Origin of the sequence: Metapseudomonas otitidis, from assembly GCF_900111835.1 — a bacterium.
GTDB lineage: Bacteria > Pseudomonadota > Gammaproteobacteria > Pseudomonadales > Pseudomonadaceae > Metapseudomonas > Metapseudomonas otitidis.
On the sequence record NZ_FOJP01000031.1, the window covers coordinates 25385 to 42405 of the forward strand.

At 67.4% G+C, this 17021-nt stretch carries 14 protein-coding genes; 13 read left to right on the plus strand and 1 reads right to left on the minus strand.

What is annotated here, in order from left to right:
• Window positions 1-49 precede the first annotated feature (49 nt).
• The 9 genes from BM198_RS29965 to pgi all read left to right on the plus strand — a co-directional run bounded on the left by BM198_RS29965 (window position 50) and on the right by pgi (window position 11143).
• Window positions 50-226, plus strand: a complete 177-nt coding sequence (locus tag BM198_RS29965) for a hypothetical protein (protein WP_003095129.1) — start codon at window positions 50-52, stop codon at window positions 224-226.
• Complete coding sequence (locus BM198_RS27995) at window positions 210-3164, plus strand: sensor histidine kinase (RefSeq protein ID WP_074974074.1); 2955 nt, start codon at window positions 210-212, stop codon at window positions 3162-3164. The genes BM198_RS29965 and BM198_RS27995 overlap by 17 nt, the downstream gene beginning before the upstream one ends.
• Before the next feature lie 23 nt (window positions 3165-3187).
• Window positions 3188-4606, plus strand: coding sequence for a sigma-54-dependent transcriptional regulator (locus BM198_RS28000; RefSeq protein ID WP_074974076.1), 1419 nt, complete (start codon window positions 3188-3190; stop codon window positions 4604-4606).
• A 686-nt stretch (window positions 4607-5292) separates the two neighbouring features.
• Window positions 5293-6693, plus strand: a complete 1401-nt coding sequence (locus BM198_RS28005; protein ID WP_044403335.1) for a polynucleotide adenylyltransferase PcnB — start codon at window positions 5293-5295, stop codon at window positions 6691-6693.
• 1 nt (window position 6694) lies between these two features.
• A complete protein-coding gene (folK, locus tag BM198_RS28010; protein ID WP_074974078.1) occupies window positions 6695-7204 on the plus strand; it encodes a 2-amino-4-hydroxy-6-hydroxymethyldihydropteridine diphosphokinase in 510 nt (169 codons plus the stop codon).
• Window positions 7205-7307: 103 nt separating this feature from the next.
• A complete protein-coding gene (gene panB / locus BM198_RS28015; protein ID WP_074974080.1) occupies window positions 7308-8108 on the plus strand; it encodes a 3-methyl-2-oxobutanoate hydroxymethyltransferase in 801 nt (266 codons plus the stop codon).
• Complete coding sequence (panC, locus tag BM198_RS28020; protein ID WP_074974082.1) at window positions 8105-8965, plus strand: pantoate--beta-alanine ligase; 861 nt, start codon at window positions 8105-8107, stop codon at window positions 8963-8965. The genes panB and panC overlap by 4 nt, the downstream gene beginning before the upstream one ends.
• A 50-nt stretch (window positions 8966-9015) precedes the next feature.
• Window positions 9016-9396 (plus strand): aspartate 1-decarboxylase, encoded by a 381-nt coding sequence (panD, locus tag BM198_RS28025; RefSeq protein ID WP_003457244.1) that lies wholly within the window; start codon window positions 9016-9018, stop codon window positions 9394-9396.
• Between the two features lie 82 nt (window positions 9397-9478).
• The gene (gene pgi, locus BM198_RS28030) at window positions 9479-11143 is read left to right on the plus strand and encodes a glucose-6-phosphate isomerase (RefSeq protein ID WP_074974084.1); all 1665 of its coding nucleotides are present in this window, start codon (window positions 9479-9481) and stop codon (window positions 11141-11143) included.
• 33 nt (window positions 11144-11176) lie between these two features.
• Here pgi and BM198_RS28035 read toward each other — a convergent pair whose 3' ends face one another.
• On the minus strand, window positions 11177-12142 hold the full coding sequence (locus tag BM198_RS28035; RefSeq protein ID WP_074974086.1) for a GlxA family transcriptional regulator: 966 nt from the start codon (window positions 12140-12142) through the stop codon (window positions 11177-11179).
• A 108-nt stretch (window positions 12143-12250) separates the two neighbouring features.
• Here BM198_RS28035 and BM198_RS28040 point away from each other — a divergent pair, with 108 nt between their 5' ends.
• The 4 genes from BM198_RS28040 to BM198_RS28055 form a co-directional block, all read left to right on the plus strand.
• Window positions 12251-13315, plus strand: a complete 1065-nt coding sequence (locus BM198_RS28040) for a DJ-1/PfpI family protein (protein ID WP_074974088.1) — start codon at window positions 12251-12253, stop codon at window positions 13313-13315.
• Window positions 13316-13378: 63 nt separating this feature from the next.
• On the plus strand, window positions 13379-15316 hold the full coding sequence (gene acs, locus BM198_RS28045; protein WP_074974090.1) for an acetate--CoA ligase: 1938 nt from the start codon (window positions 13379-13381) through the stop codon (window positions 15314-15316).
• 117 nt (window positions 15317-15433) lie between these two features.
• Window positions 15434-16309: an oxygenase MpaB family protein gene (locus BM198_RS28050; protein ID WP_074974092.1), complete on the plus strand. Its 876-nt coding sequence runs from the start codon at window positions 15434-15436 to the stop codon at window positions 16307-16309.
• A gap of 88 nt (window positions 16310-16397) precedes the next feature.
• Window positions 16398-17021, plus strand: a 624-nt coding sequence (locus tag BM198_RS28055; protein WP_279626066.1) for a thiolase family protein, incomplete at its 3' end; no start/stop codon positions are given.

A 17021-nucleotide genomic window follows, 5' to 3' on the forward strand; every position in this document is an offset into this window, starting at 1 on the left:
GGCACGGGGCATTCGCTACCATCGCCGCACCCTCGATGTGAGATGCGGCATGTATATCTACCGACTGGTACTGCTCCTGGTGGTGGGGATCTACCTGTTTTCCCCGGCCATCATGGACTGGTGGATCGACCCCAACGGGGCCTGGTATCGCCCCTACCTGCTCTGGCTGATCCTGATCGTGGTGACCTTCATCCTGCAGAGTCAACGCGATGCTGACGAGCTTTAGCCTGAGCCAGCTGATCCTCATCAGCGCGGCCTACCTCTTTGCCCTGTTCGGAGTCGCCTGGTTGAGCGATCGCGGTTTCGTTCCGCGTCGCATCGTCCGCCACCCGCTCACCTACACCCTGTCCCTCGGCGTGTACGCCAGCGCCTGGGCCTTCTACGGCACGGTGGGGCTGGCCTACCAGTACGGCTACGGCTTCCTGGCCAGCTACCTGGGCATCTCCGGGGCCTTCCTGCTGGCACCGGTGCTGCTTTACCCGATCCTGCGGATCACCCGCACCTACCAGCTCTCGTCCCTGGCCGACCTGTTCGCCTTCCGCTTCCGCAGCACCTGGGCCGGGGCACTGACCACCCTGTTCATGCTGATCGGCGTACTGCCCCTGCTGGCCCTGCAGATCCAGGCGGTGGCCGACTCCATCGGCATCCTCACCCGCGAGCCGGTGCACGACAGGGTCGCCCTGGGCTTCTGCGCGCTGATCACGCTGTTCACCATCCTCTTCGGCGCGCGCCACATCGCCACGCGGGAGAAGCACGAGGGGCTGGTGTTCGCCATCGCCTTCGAGTCGCTGGTGAAGCTGACCGCCCTCGGCGGCATCGGCCTCTATGCGCTCTACGGCGTGTTCGGCGGACCTCACGAACTGGAGCTGTGGCTGTTGCAGAACCAGGCGGCGCTCTCGACGCTGCACACACCGCTGCAGGAAGGCCCGTGGCGCACGCTGCTGCTGGTGTTCTTTGCCTCGGCCATCGTCATGCCGCACATGTACCACATGACCTTCACGGAGAACCTCAACCCCCGCGCCATGGTCAGCGCCAGCTGGGGGCTGCCACTGTTCCTGCTGCTGATGAGCCTGGCGGTGCCGCTGATCCTGTGGGCCGGCCTCAAGCTCGGCGCCACCACCAACCCGGAATACTTCACCCTGGGCCTGGGCATTGCAGTGAACAGCGATGCCCTCGCCTTGCTGGCCTACATCGGCGGGCTCTCTGCTGCCAGCGGCCTGATCATCGTGCTGACCCTGGCGCTCTCCGGCATGGCACTGAACCACCTGGTGCTGCCGCTCTACCAACCGCCGTCGGAAGGCAACATCTACCGCTGGCTGAAGTGGACCCGCCGGGCGCTGATCGTCGCCATCATCATGGCCGGCTACGGCTTCTATCTATTGCTCGGCGCCGAGCAGGACCTGTCGAACCTGGGCATCGTCGCCTTCGTCGCCACCCTGCAGTTCCTGCCCGGCGCGCTCTCGGTGCTGTACTGGCCGACGGCAAACCGCCGGGGCTTCATCGCCGGCTTGATGGCGGGCATCGGCGTGTGGATGTTCTCCATGCTGCTGCCCCTGCTGGGCAACCTGCAGGGCATCTACGTGCCGCTGTTCAACGCCATCTACGTGCTCGACGACACCAGCTGGCACATCGCGGCCATCGCCTCGCTGGCGGCCAACGTGCTGGTGTTCACCCTGGTCTCGCTGTTCACCGAGGCCAGTCCCGAGGAACGTGGTGCCGCCGAGGCCTGCGCCGTGGACAACGTGCGCCGGCCGCAACGCCGCGAACTGGTGGCAGCCTCACCCCAGGAGTTTTCCGAGCAACTGGCCAAGCCGCTGGGTGCGAAGACCGCGCAGAAGGAGGTGGAGCAGGCCCTGCGAGACCTCCACCTGCCGTTCGACGAACGCCGCCCCTACGCCCTGCGCCGCCTGCGCGACCGCATCGAAGCCAACCTCTCCGGGCTGATGGGGCCGAGCGTGGCACAGGACATCGTGGAGACCTTCCTGCCGTACAAATCCGGCAGCGAGGGCTACGTCACCGAGGACATCCACTTCATCGAGAGCCGCCTGGAGGACTACCACTCCCGGCTCACCGGCCTGGCCGCCGAGCTCGATGCCTTGCGCCGCTACCACCGCCGCACGCTGCAGGAGCTGCCGATGGGGGTGTGTTCGCTGGCCAAGGACCAGGAGATCCTCATGTGGAACCGCGCCATGGAGGAACTGACCGAGATTCCCGCGCAGCGCGTGGTCGGCTCGCGGCTCTCCGCCATCAGCGATCCCTGGCGGGGCCTGCTGGAAAGCTTCATCAGCCAGCCCGACGAGCACCTGCACAAGCAGCGCCTGCCGCTGGAAGGCCAGGTGCGTTCGCTGAACCTGCACAAGGCCGCCATCGACGAGCCGCTGGCCCCCGGTAACAGTGGCCTGGTGGTGCTGGTGGAAGACGTGACCGACACGCTGCTGCTGGAAGACAAGCTGGTGCACTCCGAGCGGCTGGCGTCCATCGGCCGCCTGGCCGCCGGGGTCGCCCACGAGATCGGCAACCCCATCACCGGCATCGCCTGCCTGGCGCAGAACCTACGGGAAGAGCGCGAGGGCGACGCCGAGCTGACCGAGATCAGCGGGCAGATCCTCGAGCAAACCAAACGGGTGTCGCGCATCGTGCAGTCGCTCATGAGCTTCGCCCACGCCGGCGCCCGCCAGCAGGCCACGGAACCGGTGTGCCTGGCGGACGTCGCCCAGGAGGCCATCGGCCTGCTGTCACTGAACAGGCGCAGCATCGATGTGCAGTTCTTCAACCTCTGCGACCCGCACCACATCGTCGAGGGTGACCCCCAGCGCCTGGCCCAGGTGCTGATCAACCTGCTGTCCAACGCCCGCGACGCCTCGCCCGAGGGCAGTGCGATCCGCGTGCGCAGCGCCATCTCCGACCATGCCGTGGAGCTGATCGTGGAGGACGAAGGCAGCGGGATTCCCAAGGCGATCATGGACCGGCTGTTCGAGCCCTTCTTCACCACCAAGGACCCCGGCAAGGGGACCGGGCTGGGCCTTGCGCTGGTCTATTCAATCGTGGAAGAGCATTATGGCCACATCACCATAGAAAGCCCGGCCGACCCCGAGCAGCAGCGCGGCACCCGTTTCAGGGTGACACTGCCACGCTTCGCCGAAGCGCCCAGCGCTGCCATCTGAGACTGTCGAGAGAGCTGAACCGAATGCCACATATCCTGATCGTCGAAGACGAAACCATCATCCGTTCCGCCTTGCGCCGCCTGCTCGAGCGCAACCAGTACCAGGTCAGTGAAGCCGGGTCTGTCCAGGAGGCCCAGGAGCGCTACAGCATCCCCGGTTTCGACCTCATCGTCAGCGACCTGCGCCTGCCCGGCGCCCCCGGTACCGAACTGATCAAGCTGGCCCAGGGCACCCCGGTGCTGATCATGACCAGCTACGCCAGCCTGCGCTCGGCGGTGGACTCGATGAAGATGGGCGCGGTGGACTACATCGCCAAGCCCTTCGACCACGACGAGATGCTCCAGGCCGTCGCCCGCATCATCAAGGACCGCCAGGAGAACAAGGCGGCCCCTGCCGAACGTGCCCCGACCCGCACCCAGGAGAAGAGCAGCGCACCCCAGGCCGATGGCGAGATCGGCATCATCGGCTCCTGCTCCGCCATGCAGGAGCTCTACAGCAAGATCCGCAAGGTCGCCCCCACCGACTCCACGGTGCTCATCCAGGGCGAATCCGGGACCGGCAAGGAACTGGTGGCCCGTGCCCTGCACAACCTCTCCCGCCGCGCCAAGGCACCGATGATCTCGGTGAACTGCGCAGCCATTCCCGAAACCCTGATCGAGTCCGAACTCTTCGGTCACGAGAAGGGCGCCTTCACCGGCGCCACCGCCGGCCGCGCCGGCCTGGTGGAAGCGGCCGACGGCGGCACGCTGTTCCTCGACGAAATCGGCGAGCTGCCCCTGGAAGCCCAGGCGCGCCTGCTGCGGGTGTTGCAGGAAGGCGAGATCCGCCGTGTCGGCTCGGTCCAGTCGCAGAAGGTGGATGTGCGCCTGATTGCCGCCACCCACCGCGACCTCAAGACCCTGGCCAAGACCGGCCAGTTCCGCGAAGACCTCTATTACCGCCTCCACGTCATCTCCCTGAAGCTGCCCGCCCTGCGCGAACGCGGTAACGACGTGATCGAGATCGCCCGCGCCTTCCTGGCGCGCCAGTGCACCCGCATGGGGCGCGAAGAACTGCGCTTCGCCCACGATGCGGAACAAGCCATCCGCCACTACTCCTGGCCCGGTAACGTGCGTGAACTGGAGAACGCCATCGAGCGTGCGGTGATTCTCTGCGAGAGCCCGGATATCTCGGCAGACCTGCTGGGCATCGACATCGAGCTGGCCGACCTGGAGGACGACGACTTCCTCGACGGCCCCACCCAGGCCACGGCCGCCAGCACCCACGAACCCACGGAAGACCTGTCCCTCGAGGACTACTTCCAGCATTTCGTCCTCGAGCATCAGGACCACATGACCGAGACCGAGCTGGCCCGCAAGCTGGGCATCAGCCGCAAATGCCTGTGGGAACGCCGCCAGCGCCTGGGCATCCCCCGGCGCAAATCGGGGGCTGCCACCTCCTGACTGCCCGAGGTTGCGCGTGACCGTGGGAACGGTTAGGAGTTCCCCGGGCTGTTACCGCAAAAACCTCTCGTAACAAAAGCCGGGTGAGTCGGTAACGGAAACCCGGCTTTTTTGTACCTCATCGCCATGCCCCGCTTTACACAAGTCATTGATTTTAAAGGATTTGCAAAAGTTGGCACGGCAACTGCTTTATCTCTGGCACAACAACAATAAAAACCGTAGTAACCCCACAACAAGAACAATACGCACCGACTCCAGCACAACAAGAACAAAACCGCGGAGGCGCAGCTAACTGATTCTTTTGGAGAGGAGTTGCCATTGGGGCTCGCCCCACGACCAGACCGAGAACAATAAAACTGCTTACTCAGGCAGCACCCGAACTGGTTGGATCGAATGATCACGGCACCATCAGCATCCAAAGCAATCCGTTTGCTCTTGACCCTCGATTCGAGGGCATATCCAGAGATCACGAATCTGCTGGTACGGGTCAAACAACAAGAACAGCAAGCCCGGCTCAATAATAAAAACAAAGCACGCACCAGTTTGGGGGGGAGCTTCGGCTCCCCCAGTAGCTTTGACACACTCCCGCCGCTTCCTTCACCATCCCCCCGCCCAGTGCTAGAATCCGCGCCCATCGTGCGGTCTCTCATTCGTTCCGGCCGCCCATCCCACACACAGTGCCTCCCATGCTGAAGAAGCTGATCCAGTCCTTTCGCTCTCCCCTGCGCCGCACCCAGCATCCCCGCAGCACACCTGAAGTCCTGAGCAACCGCCAGCACGCGCTGGACCGCGCGGACATCAGCCGTAACGCGGTGAACGTCGTGGAACGCCTGCAGAAGGCGGGCTACCAGGCCTACCTGGTCGGCGGCTGCGTCCGTGACCTCATGCTGGGCCTGGACCCGAAAGACTTCGACGTCGCCACCAACGCGACCCCCGAGCAGGTGCGTGCCGAGTTCCGCAATGCCCGGGTAATCGGCCGCCGCTTCAAGCTGGTCCATGTGCATTTCGGCCGGGAAATCATCGAGACCGCGACCTTCCGCGCCAACCACCCCCAGGGTGATGACGAAGACAGCAACCAGTCCTCGCGCAACGAAAGCGGCCGCATCCTGCGTGACAACGTCTACGGCAACCAGGAAGAGGACGCGCAGCGCCGCGACTTCACCATCAATGCCCTCTATTACGATCCGGTCACCGAGCGCGTGCTCGACTACGCCCACGGCGTGCACGACATCCGCAACCGCCTGATCCGCCTGATCGGCGACCCCGAACAGCGCTACCTGGAAGACCCGGTGCGCATGCTGCGAGCCGTACGCTTCGCCGCCAAGCTGGGCTTCGAGATCGAGAAGCACAGCGCCGCACCGATCCGTCGCCTGGCCCCCATGCTGCGGGACATCCCCTCCGCACGCCTGTTCGACGAAGTCCTCAAGCTGTTCCTCGGCGGCAAGGCCGAGCGCACCTTCGAACTGCTGCTGGAGTACGACCTCTTCGCCCCGCTGTTCCCGGCGGCCGCCGCCTCCCTGGAGCGCGACCCCGAGTACGCTGGCGCCCTGATCCGCCAGGCCCTGGCCAACACCGACGAGCGCATCCGTCTCGGCAAGCCGGTCACCCCGGCCTTCCTCTTCGCCGCCCTGCTCTGGCCGGCCCTGCCCGTCCGTGCCGCCCTGCTGCAGGAAAAGGGCATGCCGCCGATCCCGGCGATCCAGGAAGCCGCCCACGGTCTGATCCTCGAACAGTGCCAGCGCACCGCCATTCCCAAGCGTTTCACCATCCCGATCCGCGAAATCTGGGACATGCAGGAACGCCTGCCCCGCCGCAGCGGCAAGCGTGCCGACCTGCTGCTGGAGAACCCCCGCTTCCGCGCCGGCTATGACTTCCTCCTGCTGCGTGAAAGCGCGGGCGAGGAAACCGGCGGCCTGGGCGACTGGTGGACCGATTACCAGGACGCCAGCGACAGCGAACGCCGCGCCATGATCCGCGACCTCAGCAGCCGCGACGAAGGCGGTGCCGCACCGCGCAAGCGTCGCCGTGGCGGCGGCCGTCGCAAACGCGGCCCCCGCAGCGAAGGCAGCGCCCCGGCTGGCGAATAAGATGGAGCGCGTCTACATCGGCCTGGGCAGCAACCTGTCGGACCCAGCCAGCCAACTGCGCAATGCCCTGGCGGCCCTGGCCGCCCTCCCCGGCACGCAGCTCAGCGCCGTGTCGTCCCTCTACAGCAGCGACCCCCTCGGCCCACCGGACCAGCCCCGCTACAGCAATGCCGTTGCCGCGCTGGACACCGACCTCGCCCCCCTGGAGCTGCTCGACGCCCTGCAGGCCATCGAACTGTCCCAGGGGCGCGTGCGCAAGGACGAGCGCTGGGGCCCGCGCACCCTCGACCTGGACATCCTGCTGTTCGGCCAGCGGCAGATCGACGAGCCGCGCCTGCAGGTCCCCCACTACCACATGCACGCCCGCGCCTTCGTGCTGTATCCCCTGGCCGAGATCGCACCCGACCTGCAACTGCCCGACGGCCGGCCGCTCCAGGCCCTGCTGGACGCCTGCCCCTACACCGGGCTGGAGCGTATCGAGGGCCTTTCCGCGCCGGCGGTAACGCCGTAACAGCTCGGTAACACCTGCAATTGACACCATGCCCCCCCATCGGGACTATAAGCGTCCCGTTGCCCCGTACCGGTGCAGAATCGGTACCGATGAGGACGTTTTCATGCCTGATGTGACCCTGACCACCCTTCAAGAGCTGAAGCAGAAAGGCGAGAAAATCGCCATGCTCACGGCCTACGACGCGACCTTCGCCCAGGCCGCCAGCCAGGCGGGCGCCGACGTCCTGCTGGTGGGCGATTCCCTCGGCATGGTCCTGCAGGGCCATGACAGCACCCTGCCCGTCAGCGTCGCCGACATGGCCTACCACACCGCCGCCGTGAAGCGTGGCAACCAGGGTTCGCTGATCATCACCGACCTGCCGTTCATGGCCTACGCCACCCTGGAGCAGACCTTCGCCAACTGCGCCGCGCTGATGCAGGCCGGTGCGCACATGGTCAAGCTCGAAGGCGCCGCCTGGCTCGCCGAGCCCATCCGCCTGCTGGCCGAACGCGGCATCCCGGTCTGCGCCCACCTCGGCCTCACCCCCCAGGCGGTGAACATCCTCGGTGGCTACAAGGTGCAGGGCCGCCAGGAAGCCCAGGCGCGCCAGCTGCGTGCCGACGCCATGGCCCTGGAACAGGCCGGCGCCGCCATGCTGCTGCTGGAGTGCGTGCCCAGCGAACTGGCCGCTGAAATCACCCAGTCGGTGAAGATCCCGGTCATCGGCATCGGCGCCGGCAGCGCCACCGACGGCCAGGTGCTGGTCCTGCACGACATGCTCGGCCTGTCCCTCACCGGCCGCACGCCCAAGTTCGTGAAGAACTTCATGGAAGGCCAGACCAGCATCCAGGGCGCCCTCGCCGCCTATGTACGCGCCGTCAAGGACGTCACCTTCCCCGCCGCCGAGCACGGATTCACCGCATGATCACCGTCAAGACCGTCCGTGAACTGCGCGCGGCCGTCGCCCGTGCCCGCAGCGAAGGCAAGCGCATCGGCTTCGTGCCCACCATGGGCAACCTGCACTCGGGCCATGTCGCCCTGGTGGAGAAGGCCAGCCAGCGCGCAGACTTCGTGATCGCCAGCATCTTCGTCAACCCGCTGCAGTTCGGCCCCAGCGAAGACCTCGCCAAATACCCGCGCACCCTCGCCGCCGACCAGGAGAAGCTGGTGGCCGCCGGTTGCCACCTGCTGTTCCACCCCGACGTGGAAGAGATGTACCCCGACGGCATGGACGGCCAGACCCGCGTCAACGTCCCCCTCGTTTCCGAGGGCCTGTGTGGCGCCAGCCGCCCGGGCCACTTCGAAGGCGTCGCCACCGTGGTCAGCAAGCTGTTCAACATGGTCCAGCCGGACCTGGCCGTGTTCGGCGAGAAGGACTTCCAGCAGCTGGCGGTGATCCGCAAGCTGGTGCGCGACCTGAACATGCCCATCCAGATCATCGGCGAGCCCACCGTCCGCGCCGAGGACGGCCTCGCGCTGTCCTCCCGCAACGGCTACCTGGACGCCGCCCAGCGCGCCATCGCCCCGACCCTCTACGCCACCCTGCGCCAGCTGGCCGAGGGCGTCCGCGCCGGTCGCAGCGACCATGCCGCCCTGCTGGAGGAAGGCCGTAGCGCCCTCGCCGGCGCCGGCCTGCGTCCCGACTACCTGGAGCTGCGCGAATCGCATACCCTGCGCACCGCCCAGCCTTGCGACCGTCACCTGGTGCTCCTCGCCGCGGCCTACCTCGGTAACACCCGGCTGATCGACAACCTCGCCTTCAACCTCGACGACAACGCCTGACCCGTGCAGGGCCCCGCCCGAGGGCCCACCGGATAAACAAGGAAAACGCCATGCACGCCATCATGCTCAAGGCCAAGCTGCACCGTGCCGAAGTCACCCATGCCGTCCTCGACTACGAAGGCTCCTGCGCCATCGACGGCGAGTGGCTCGACCTCGCCGGCATCCGCGAGTACGAACAGATCCAGATCTACAACGTCGACAACGGCGAGCGCTTCACCACCTACGCCATCCGTGGCGAGAACGGCTCGCGGATGATCTCGGTCAACGGCGCCGCCGCGCACAAGGCTAAGGTGGGCGACCGCGTGATCATCTGCGCCTACGCCCACTACAGCGAAGCCGAGCTGGCCAACTTCAAGCCGCGCATGCTGTACATGGCCCCGGGCAACGAGCTCAGCCACACCAGCAATGCGATTCCCGTCCAGGTGGCCTGACGCCCACACGCTAGAATCCAAGCCCGGAACACTCCGGGCTTTTTAGTGTTCATACCCTCGATCACTGTTTGAAAGGCACCTCATGAACCACCACCTGACACCGCTCGACGTCACCCGCCTGGACAGCTGGAGCGCCCTGCGCGCGCACCGCGAGGAGCTCGCCGGGTTCAGCATGCGCCAGGCCTTCCAGGATGATGCCGAGCGCTTCAAGCGCTTCAGCCTCAGCGCCTGCGGCCTGCTGCTGGACTACTCGAAGAACCTGGTGCGCCCCGACACCCTCGCCCTGCTGGTGAAGCTCGCCGAGGAGGCCCAGCTGGGCGAAGCCATCCAGGCCATGTTCCGCGGCGAGATGATCAACGCCTCCGAGCGACGCCCGGTGCTGCACACCGCGCTGCGCCGGCCCATCGGCGACAAGGTGCGGGTGGACGGCAAGGACGTGATGCCCGAGGTGCACCGCGTGCTGCACCAGATGACCGAGCTGGTCGGCTACGTGCACAACGGCCTGTGGCGCGGCTACACCGAGAAGCCCATCACCGACGTGGTGAACATCGGCATCGGTGGCTCCTTCCTCGGCCCGCAGCTGGTGTCCGAAGCGCTGCTGCCGTTCGCCCAGAAGGGCGTGCGCTGCCACTACCTGGCCAACGTCGACGGCAGCGAATTCCGCGAGCTGGCCTGCAAGCTCAACGCCGAGACCACCCTGTTCATCGTCTCCAGCAAGTCCTTCGGCACCCTCGAGACCCTGAAGAACGCCCAGGCCGCCCGCGCCTGGTACCTGGCCCAGGGCGGCAGCGAGCAGGAGCTGTACCGCCACTTCATCGCCGTCTCCAGCAACAAGGAGGCCGCGCTGGCCTTCGGCATCCGCGAAGAGAACATCTTCCCGATGTGGGACTGGGTCGGCGGGCGCTACTCGCTGTGGTCGGCCATCGGCCTGCCGATCGCCATGTCCATCGGCATCTCCAACTTCAAGGAGCTGCTGTCCGGCGCCTACAGCATGGACCAGCACTTCCAGACCGCCCCCTTCGAACGCAACATCCCGGTCATCCTCGGCCTGCTCGGCGTCTGGTACAACGACTTCTGGGGCGCCCGCAGCCATGCGGTCCTGCCCTACGACTACTACCTGCGCAACTTCACCGATCACCTGCAGCAGCTGGACATGGAGTCCAACGGCAAGAGCGTGCGCCAGGACGGCACCCCGGTGACCGCCGGCACCGGCCCGGTGATCTGGGGCGGCGTCGGCTGCAACGGCCAGCACGCCTACCACCAGCTGCTGCACCAGGGCACCCACCTGATCCCGGCGGACTTCATCGTCCCGGTGTCCAGCTACAACCCGGTGGCCGACCACCACCAGTGGCTGTTCGCCAATTGCCTGTCCCAGAGCCAGGCGATGATGCTCGGCAAATCCCGCGAGGAGGCCGAGAACGAACTGCGCGCCAAGGGCCTGGACGAAGCCGAAGTGCAGCGCCTGGCGCCGCACAAGGTCATCCCCGGCAACCGCCCCAGCAACACCCTGGTGATGGAGCGCATCAGCCCCCGTCGCCTGGGCGCGCTGATCGCCATGTACGAGCACAAGGTGTACGTGCAGAGCGTGCTGTGGGGCATCAACGCCTTCGACCAGTGGGGCGTGGAACTGGGCAAGGAGCTGGGCAAGGCGGTCTACTCGCGCCTGGTGGGCAGCGAAGAGAACCCCGCCGAGGACGGCTCCACCCAGGGCCTGATCGACTTCTTCCGCGGCCGTCACCGCGGTTGATCGAAGCACCCCGCCGCCCAGCGCGGCGGGGTGTCAGCGGCAAAAGCGCTCGCGGTACTCGCTGGGCGTCACCCCCAGGGCCTGGACGAAGGCGCGGCGCAGGTTGTACTCACTGCCGAAGCCGGTTTCCAGCGCCACCCGCTTCAACGCCCCCTCCCCCGCCTCCAGCAACCGACAGGCCTTTTCCAGCCGCAGCTGCAGCACCAGCCGCGCCGGCGTTATCCCCAGCTCATCCAGGCAATGCCGGTGCAGCGTGCGGGACGACACCGCCATCTGCGCCGCCAGCGTCTCCACATCCAGCGCCTCCCGCAGGTGCCCCCGCACCCAGTCCGCCAGCCGCTCCGCCAGGCTGCCCTGCCGGGCCTGCTGGGCCAGCAGCTCCGCACTGAACTGGCGCTGGCCCCCCGGGCGCCGCAGGTACATCACCAGCCCCTTGGCCACCTGCAATGACAGCTCACGGCCGTGATCCGCCTCCACCAGGGCCAGGCACAGGTCCATGCCCGCCGTGACGCCGGCCGAGCTGTAGATGCGGCCCGCCTCCACGAAGAGGGACTCCTGCAGCACCTGCAGCCGAGGGAACAGGCGCTGCAGCAGCTCGGCATAGCGCCAGTGGGTCACCACCGGCCGCCCGTCCAGCAAGCCTGTCTGGGCCAAGAGGAAGGCCCCGGTGCACACCGAACCGCAACGCGCGGCGGCAGGCGCCACAGCGGCCAGCCAACGCGCCAGCGCGCCCCCACCCATCGCGCGCTGCACGCCATGCCCACCCGCCACCAGCAGCGTTGCCCCGGCCAGCTCATCGGCGGCCGGCAGGGGCTCCGTCATCAGCGCCAGGCCCGTGCTGGAGCGCACCAGCCCGCCCTCGGGCGACAGCAGCCTGAGGGCATAGCCCTCGCCCTTGGGCAGTGCCTCGCTGGCCGCCGCGAACACCTCCGCCGGCCCGGTCGCATCGAGCAGCTGGAAGTCCGGAAACACCACGAGCGCCACCTGATGGCCGGCCATGCCACACACCTCGGAACAGACAGAAAAAGTTGGCAGATATTCACCTATCGACGTCATTCACGACAGCCCGCCGATCCGCAGACTGTGACCAATTGACGGAGAACGCCCATGCGCACCCTGCTACTGATCCTCGCGAGCCTGCTGTTAACCACCCCGGCCCTGGCGGACGACGCCCTGCCGCCCTACCACCCCCGCTTCGGGCGGACGCAGCCGGTGATCGCCGTGGTCGCCGAGAACGGCATGACCGAACTGGTGGATCTTCTCGTGCCCTTCTCGGTACTCAGCCGCGCCCAGGTGGGCGAGGTGATCACCCTGTCCACCCAGCCGGGCCCCGTGCAGCTGATGCCGGCACTGCGGATGCGCGCCCAGGCCACCGTCGATGCCTTCGAACAGCGCTACCCGGACGGGGCGGACTACCTCATCGTCCCTGCCGTGCACCACAGCGACGACCCGCGCCTCACCCGCTTCGTCGCCGAACAGGCGGCACGGGGCGCCACCGTCGTCGGCATCTGCGATGGCGTACTGGTGCTGGGCCAGGCCGGCCTGCTGGACGGCCGCCGGGCCACCGGGCACTGGTACTCCCGCGACGAACGGCAGGCCGACTACCCGCGCACCCAGTGGCAGGAGGACCGCCGCTACCTGGCCGACGGCAACCTCGTCACCACCTCCGGCGTCAGCGCCGCACTGCCCGCCTCACTGGCCCTGGTGGCGGCCATCGCCGGGGACGAAAAGGCCTACGCCGTCGGCCGCGAGATCGGTGTGGAGCGCTGGTCCGCCGAGCACCACAGCCTCGGCTTCGCCCTCGGCACCCGGGGCTACCTGACCGCCGCCGGCAACTGGCTGCTGCCCTGGCGCCAGGAGACCCTGGCCGTGACGCTGGCCCCCGGCATGGACGAAGCGACCCTGGCGCTGCAGGTGGATGCCTGGGCCCGGACCTTCCGCACCCGCGTGGTGGGCAGCGCCGGCACGCCCGTCACCAGTCTCCACGGCCTGGAGCTGCTGCCCGATGCTGCCGAAGCCGAGGACACCGTCGAGCTGCAAGCCCCCCAGGCCCTGCCCGGCGCCGTACTGGACGAAGCCCTGCAGGCCATCGACACACGCTACGGCAGCGCCACTGCAGACCTGGTCGCAGCCCAGCTGGAATATCCCTACAAGCCCCTTCGCGCCCCTTGAAGGCGGCCCGGCGTTGCAGGCAACCTTGTCGCCATCTCGGCAAACAACAACAAGGAATTCGCCATGTACGAGATCAGCCTTCACCCCGTGCCTGAAGACGTGCGCCAACGCGCCCATATCGACAACGACACCTACCAGCGCCTCTACCGCCAGTCCGTGGACGAGCCCCAGGCCTTCTGGAGCGAGCAGGCCACCCGCTTCCTCCACTGGTTCAAACCCTGGGACGAGTTGCACCACAGCGACCTCGCCAAGGGCGAAGCGCGCTGGTTCAAGGGCGGCAAGCTGAACGTCGCCTACAACTGCATCGACCGCCACCTGGACACCCGCGCCGAGCAGATCGCGATCATCTGGGAAGGCGACAACCCCACCGAATCCGCCCACATCACCTACCGCAAGCTGCACAGCAACGTCTGCCGCCTGGCCAACGTGCTCAAGGCGCGGGGCGTGAAGAAGGGTGACCGGGTGTGCATCTACATGCCGATGGTGCCCGAGGCCGCCTACGCCATGCTGGCCTGCGCCCGCATCGGTGCCGTCCACTCGGTGGTGTTCGGCGGCTTCTCCCCGGACTCCCTACGCGACCGCATCCTCGATGCCGACTGCCGTGCCGTGATCACCGCCGACGAAGGCGTGCGCGGCGGCAAGTACGTGCCGCTGAAGCAGAACGTCGACAAGGCGCTGAAGGAGTGCCCGGACGTGTCCACCGTGGTCGTGGTGCAACGCACCCAGGGCGAGGTGGGCTGGGTGGAAGGCCGCGACCTCTGGTACCACGAGGCCCTGCAAGGCGCCGCCGAGGCATGCGAACCGGAATGGATGGACGCCGAAGACCCGCTGTTCATCCTCTACACCTCCGGCTCCACCGGCAAACCCAAGGGCGTACTGCACACCACCGGCGGCTACCTGCTGGGCGCGGCGATGACCCACAAGTACGTGTTCGACTACCACGAGGGTGACATCTACTGGTGCACCGCCGACGTCGGCTGGGTCACCGGCCACAGCTACATCGTCTACGGCCCGCTGGCCAACGGCGCCACCACCCTGGTGTTCGAGGGCGTGCCCAGCTACCCGGATGCCTCGCGCTTCTGGCAGGTGATCGACAAGCACAAGGTCAACATCTTCTACACCGCCCCCACCGCCCTGCGCGCCCTCATGCGCGAAGGCGAGGAGCCGGTGCGCCGCACCGACCGCAGCAGCCTGCGCCTGCTCGGCAGCGTCGGCGAGCCGATCAACCCGGAAGCCTGGGAGTGGTACTACAACGTGGTCGGCGAGCGCCGCTGCCCCATCGTCGACACCTGGTGGCAGACCGAGACCGGCAGCATCCTCATCACCCCCCTGCCCGGCGCCACCGCCCTCAAGCCCGGTTCCGCCACCCGGCCGTTCTTCGGCGTGCAGCCGGTGCTGCTAGATGAGAAGGGCCACGAGATCAAAGGCCCCGGCTCCGGCGTCCTGGCCATCAAGGCCAGCTGGCCGAGCCAGATCCGCACCGTCTACGGCGACCACAAGCGGATGATCGAGACCTACTTCTCCGCCTACCCCGGCTACTACTTCACCGGCGACGGCGCCCGCCGCGACGAGGACGGCTACTACTGGATCACCGGCCGCGTCGACGACGTGATCAACGTCTCCGGCCACCGCATCGGCACCGCCGAAGTGGAAAGCGCACTGGTGCTGCACGACGCCGTGGCCGAGGCCGCCGTGGTGGGTTATCCCCACGACCTCAAGGGCCAGGGCATCTATGCCTTCGTCACCCCGATGAAGGGGCTGGAGCCCAGCGAGGAGTTGAAGAAGGAACTGCTCGCCCTGGTCAGCAAGGAGATCGGCAGCTTCGCCAAGCCCGAACTGATCCAGTGGGCCCCCGGCCTGCCGAAGACCCGCTCCGGCAAGATCATGCGGCGCATCCTGCGCAAGATCGCCTGCAACGAACTGGAGAACCTGGGCGACACCTCGACCCTGGCCGACCCTTCAGTGGTGCAGAACCTGATCGACGCCCGCCTCAACCACTGACCCCACGCCACCCGCGCCCGGCCGTCGCAAGGCGGCCGGGCGTTTTCATCCCGGCACCAAGCCTGCGACATGCCGCTGCTTGTAGCGGAGCGCGAGTACGCTGTAGCGTTGCCCACCATGAACCTCATACGCACCCGCATCGAACGCCAGATCCACAGCCTCACCGGCGCCTCCCTCGGCCTGCTCGACCTGGAGAACCCCAGGGGCGACCCCGGCCTGTTCGGCCCCGACTCCGTGGTCTGGCGGGTACACGGCGACTTCACCTCGATGATGACCGGCGGCATCAGTGCCCTGCTGCTGCAGATGCTGCACCCTCTGGCGCTGGCCGGCGTGTGGGACCACTCCAACTTCCGCGAGGACATGCTCGGCCGCCTGCGCCGCACCAGCCTGTTCATCTCCGGTACCACCTATGCCGGCCGCGAGGACGCCGAGCGGCTGATAGAGAAGGTGAAGACCATCCACCTGCAGGTGACGGGCACCGCCCCGGATGGTCGGCCCTATGCCGCCAGCGATCCCGACCTGCTGACCTGGGTGCACGTGGCGGAAGTCAGCTGCTTCCTCCAGGGCTACCTGGCCTACCTCGACCCGACCCTCTCCCCGACCGACCAGGACCGCTACTACGACGAGATCGCCCTGGTGGCCGAACGCCTGGGCGCCCGCGGCGTGCCGCGCTCGCGCCAGGCCATCGCCGCCTACCTGGAGCGGATGCGCCCGCAGCTGCTGTGCGACGACCGCACCCGCGAGGTGGTCCGCCTGCTGCGCAACGTCCCGGCCCCCAGCGCCCTGGCCAAGCCGGTCGGCCACCTGATGATGCAGGGCGGGATCGCCCTGCTGCCCGACTGGGCACAAAGGCTGCTGGGCCTGGAACTGCCCGCCTGGCAGCGACCGCTGGTGCACAGCGGCGTGCAACGCACCGCCTCCATGGTGCGCTGGGCCATGCGCGACAGCGCCGCGCTCAAAGCTCGACGGCGCATGGGGCTGCCCACGTACTGAGTGACTGGTTGGCGCACGTTCGCTGTGCGACCATTGCGACCCTTCCGGTCACAGACTGATCTGCTCCGCTGATTCGAGGACTTGAAACATGCAAGACGTCGTCATCGTTGCCGCCACCCGTACCGCCGTCGGCAGCTTCCAGGGCTCGCTGGCCAACATCCCCGCGCCGGAGCTGGGCGCCGCCGTGATCCGCCAGTTGCTGGCCCAGACCGGCCTCGATGGGGCCCAGGTCGACGAGGTCATCCTCGGCCAGGTGCTCACCGCAGGCTCCGGCCAGAACCCCGCCCGCCAGGCCGCCATCCTCGCCGAGCTGCCCCACGCCGTGCCGGCCCTGACCCTGAACAAGGTCTGCGGCTCCGGACTCAAGGCCTTGCACCTCGCGGCCCAGGCCATTCGCTGCGGCGATGCCGAGGTGGTGATCGCTGGCGGCCAGGAGAATATGAGCCTCGCCCCCTACGTGATGCCCGGTGCCCGTACCGGCCTGCGCATGGGCCACGCCAAGCTGGTGGACACCATGATCCAGGACGGCCTGTGGGACGCCTTCAACGACTACCACATGGGCATCACCGCCGAGAACCTGGTGGAAAAGTACGGCATCAGCCGGGAAGCCCAGGACGCCTTCGCCGCCGCCTCCCAGCAGAAGGCCTGCGCGGCCATCGAAGGTGGGCGCTTCAAGGACGAGATCACCCCCATCCTGATCCCGCAGAAGAAG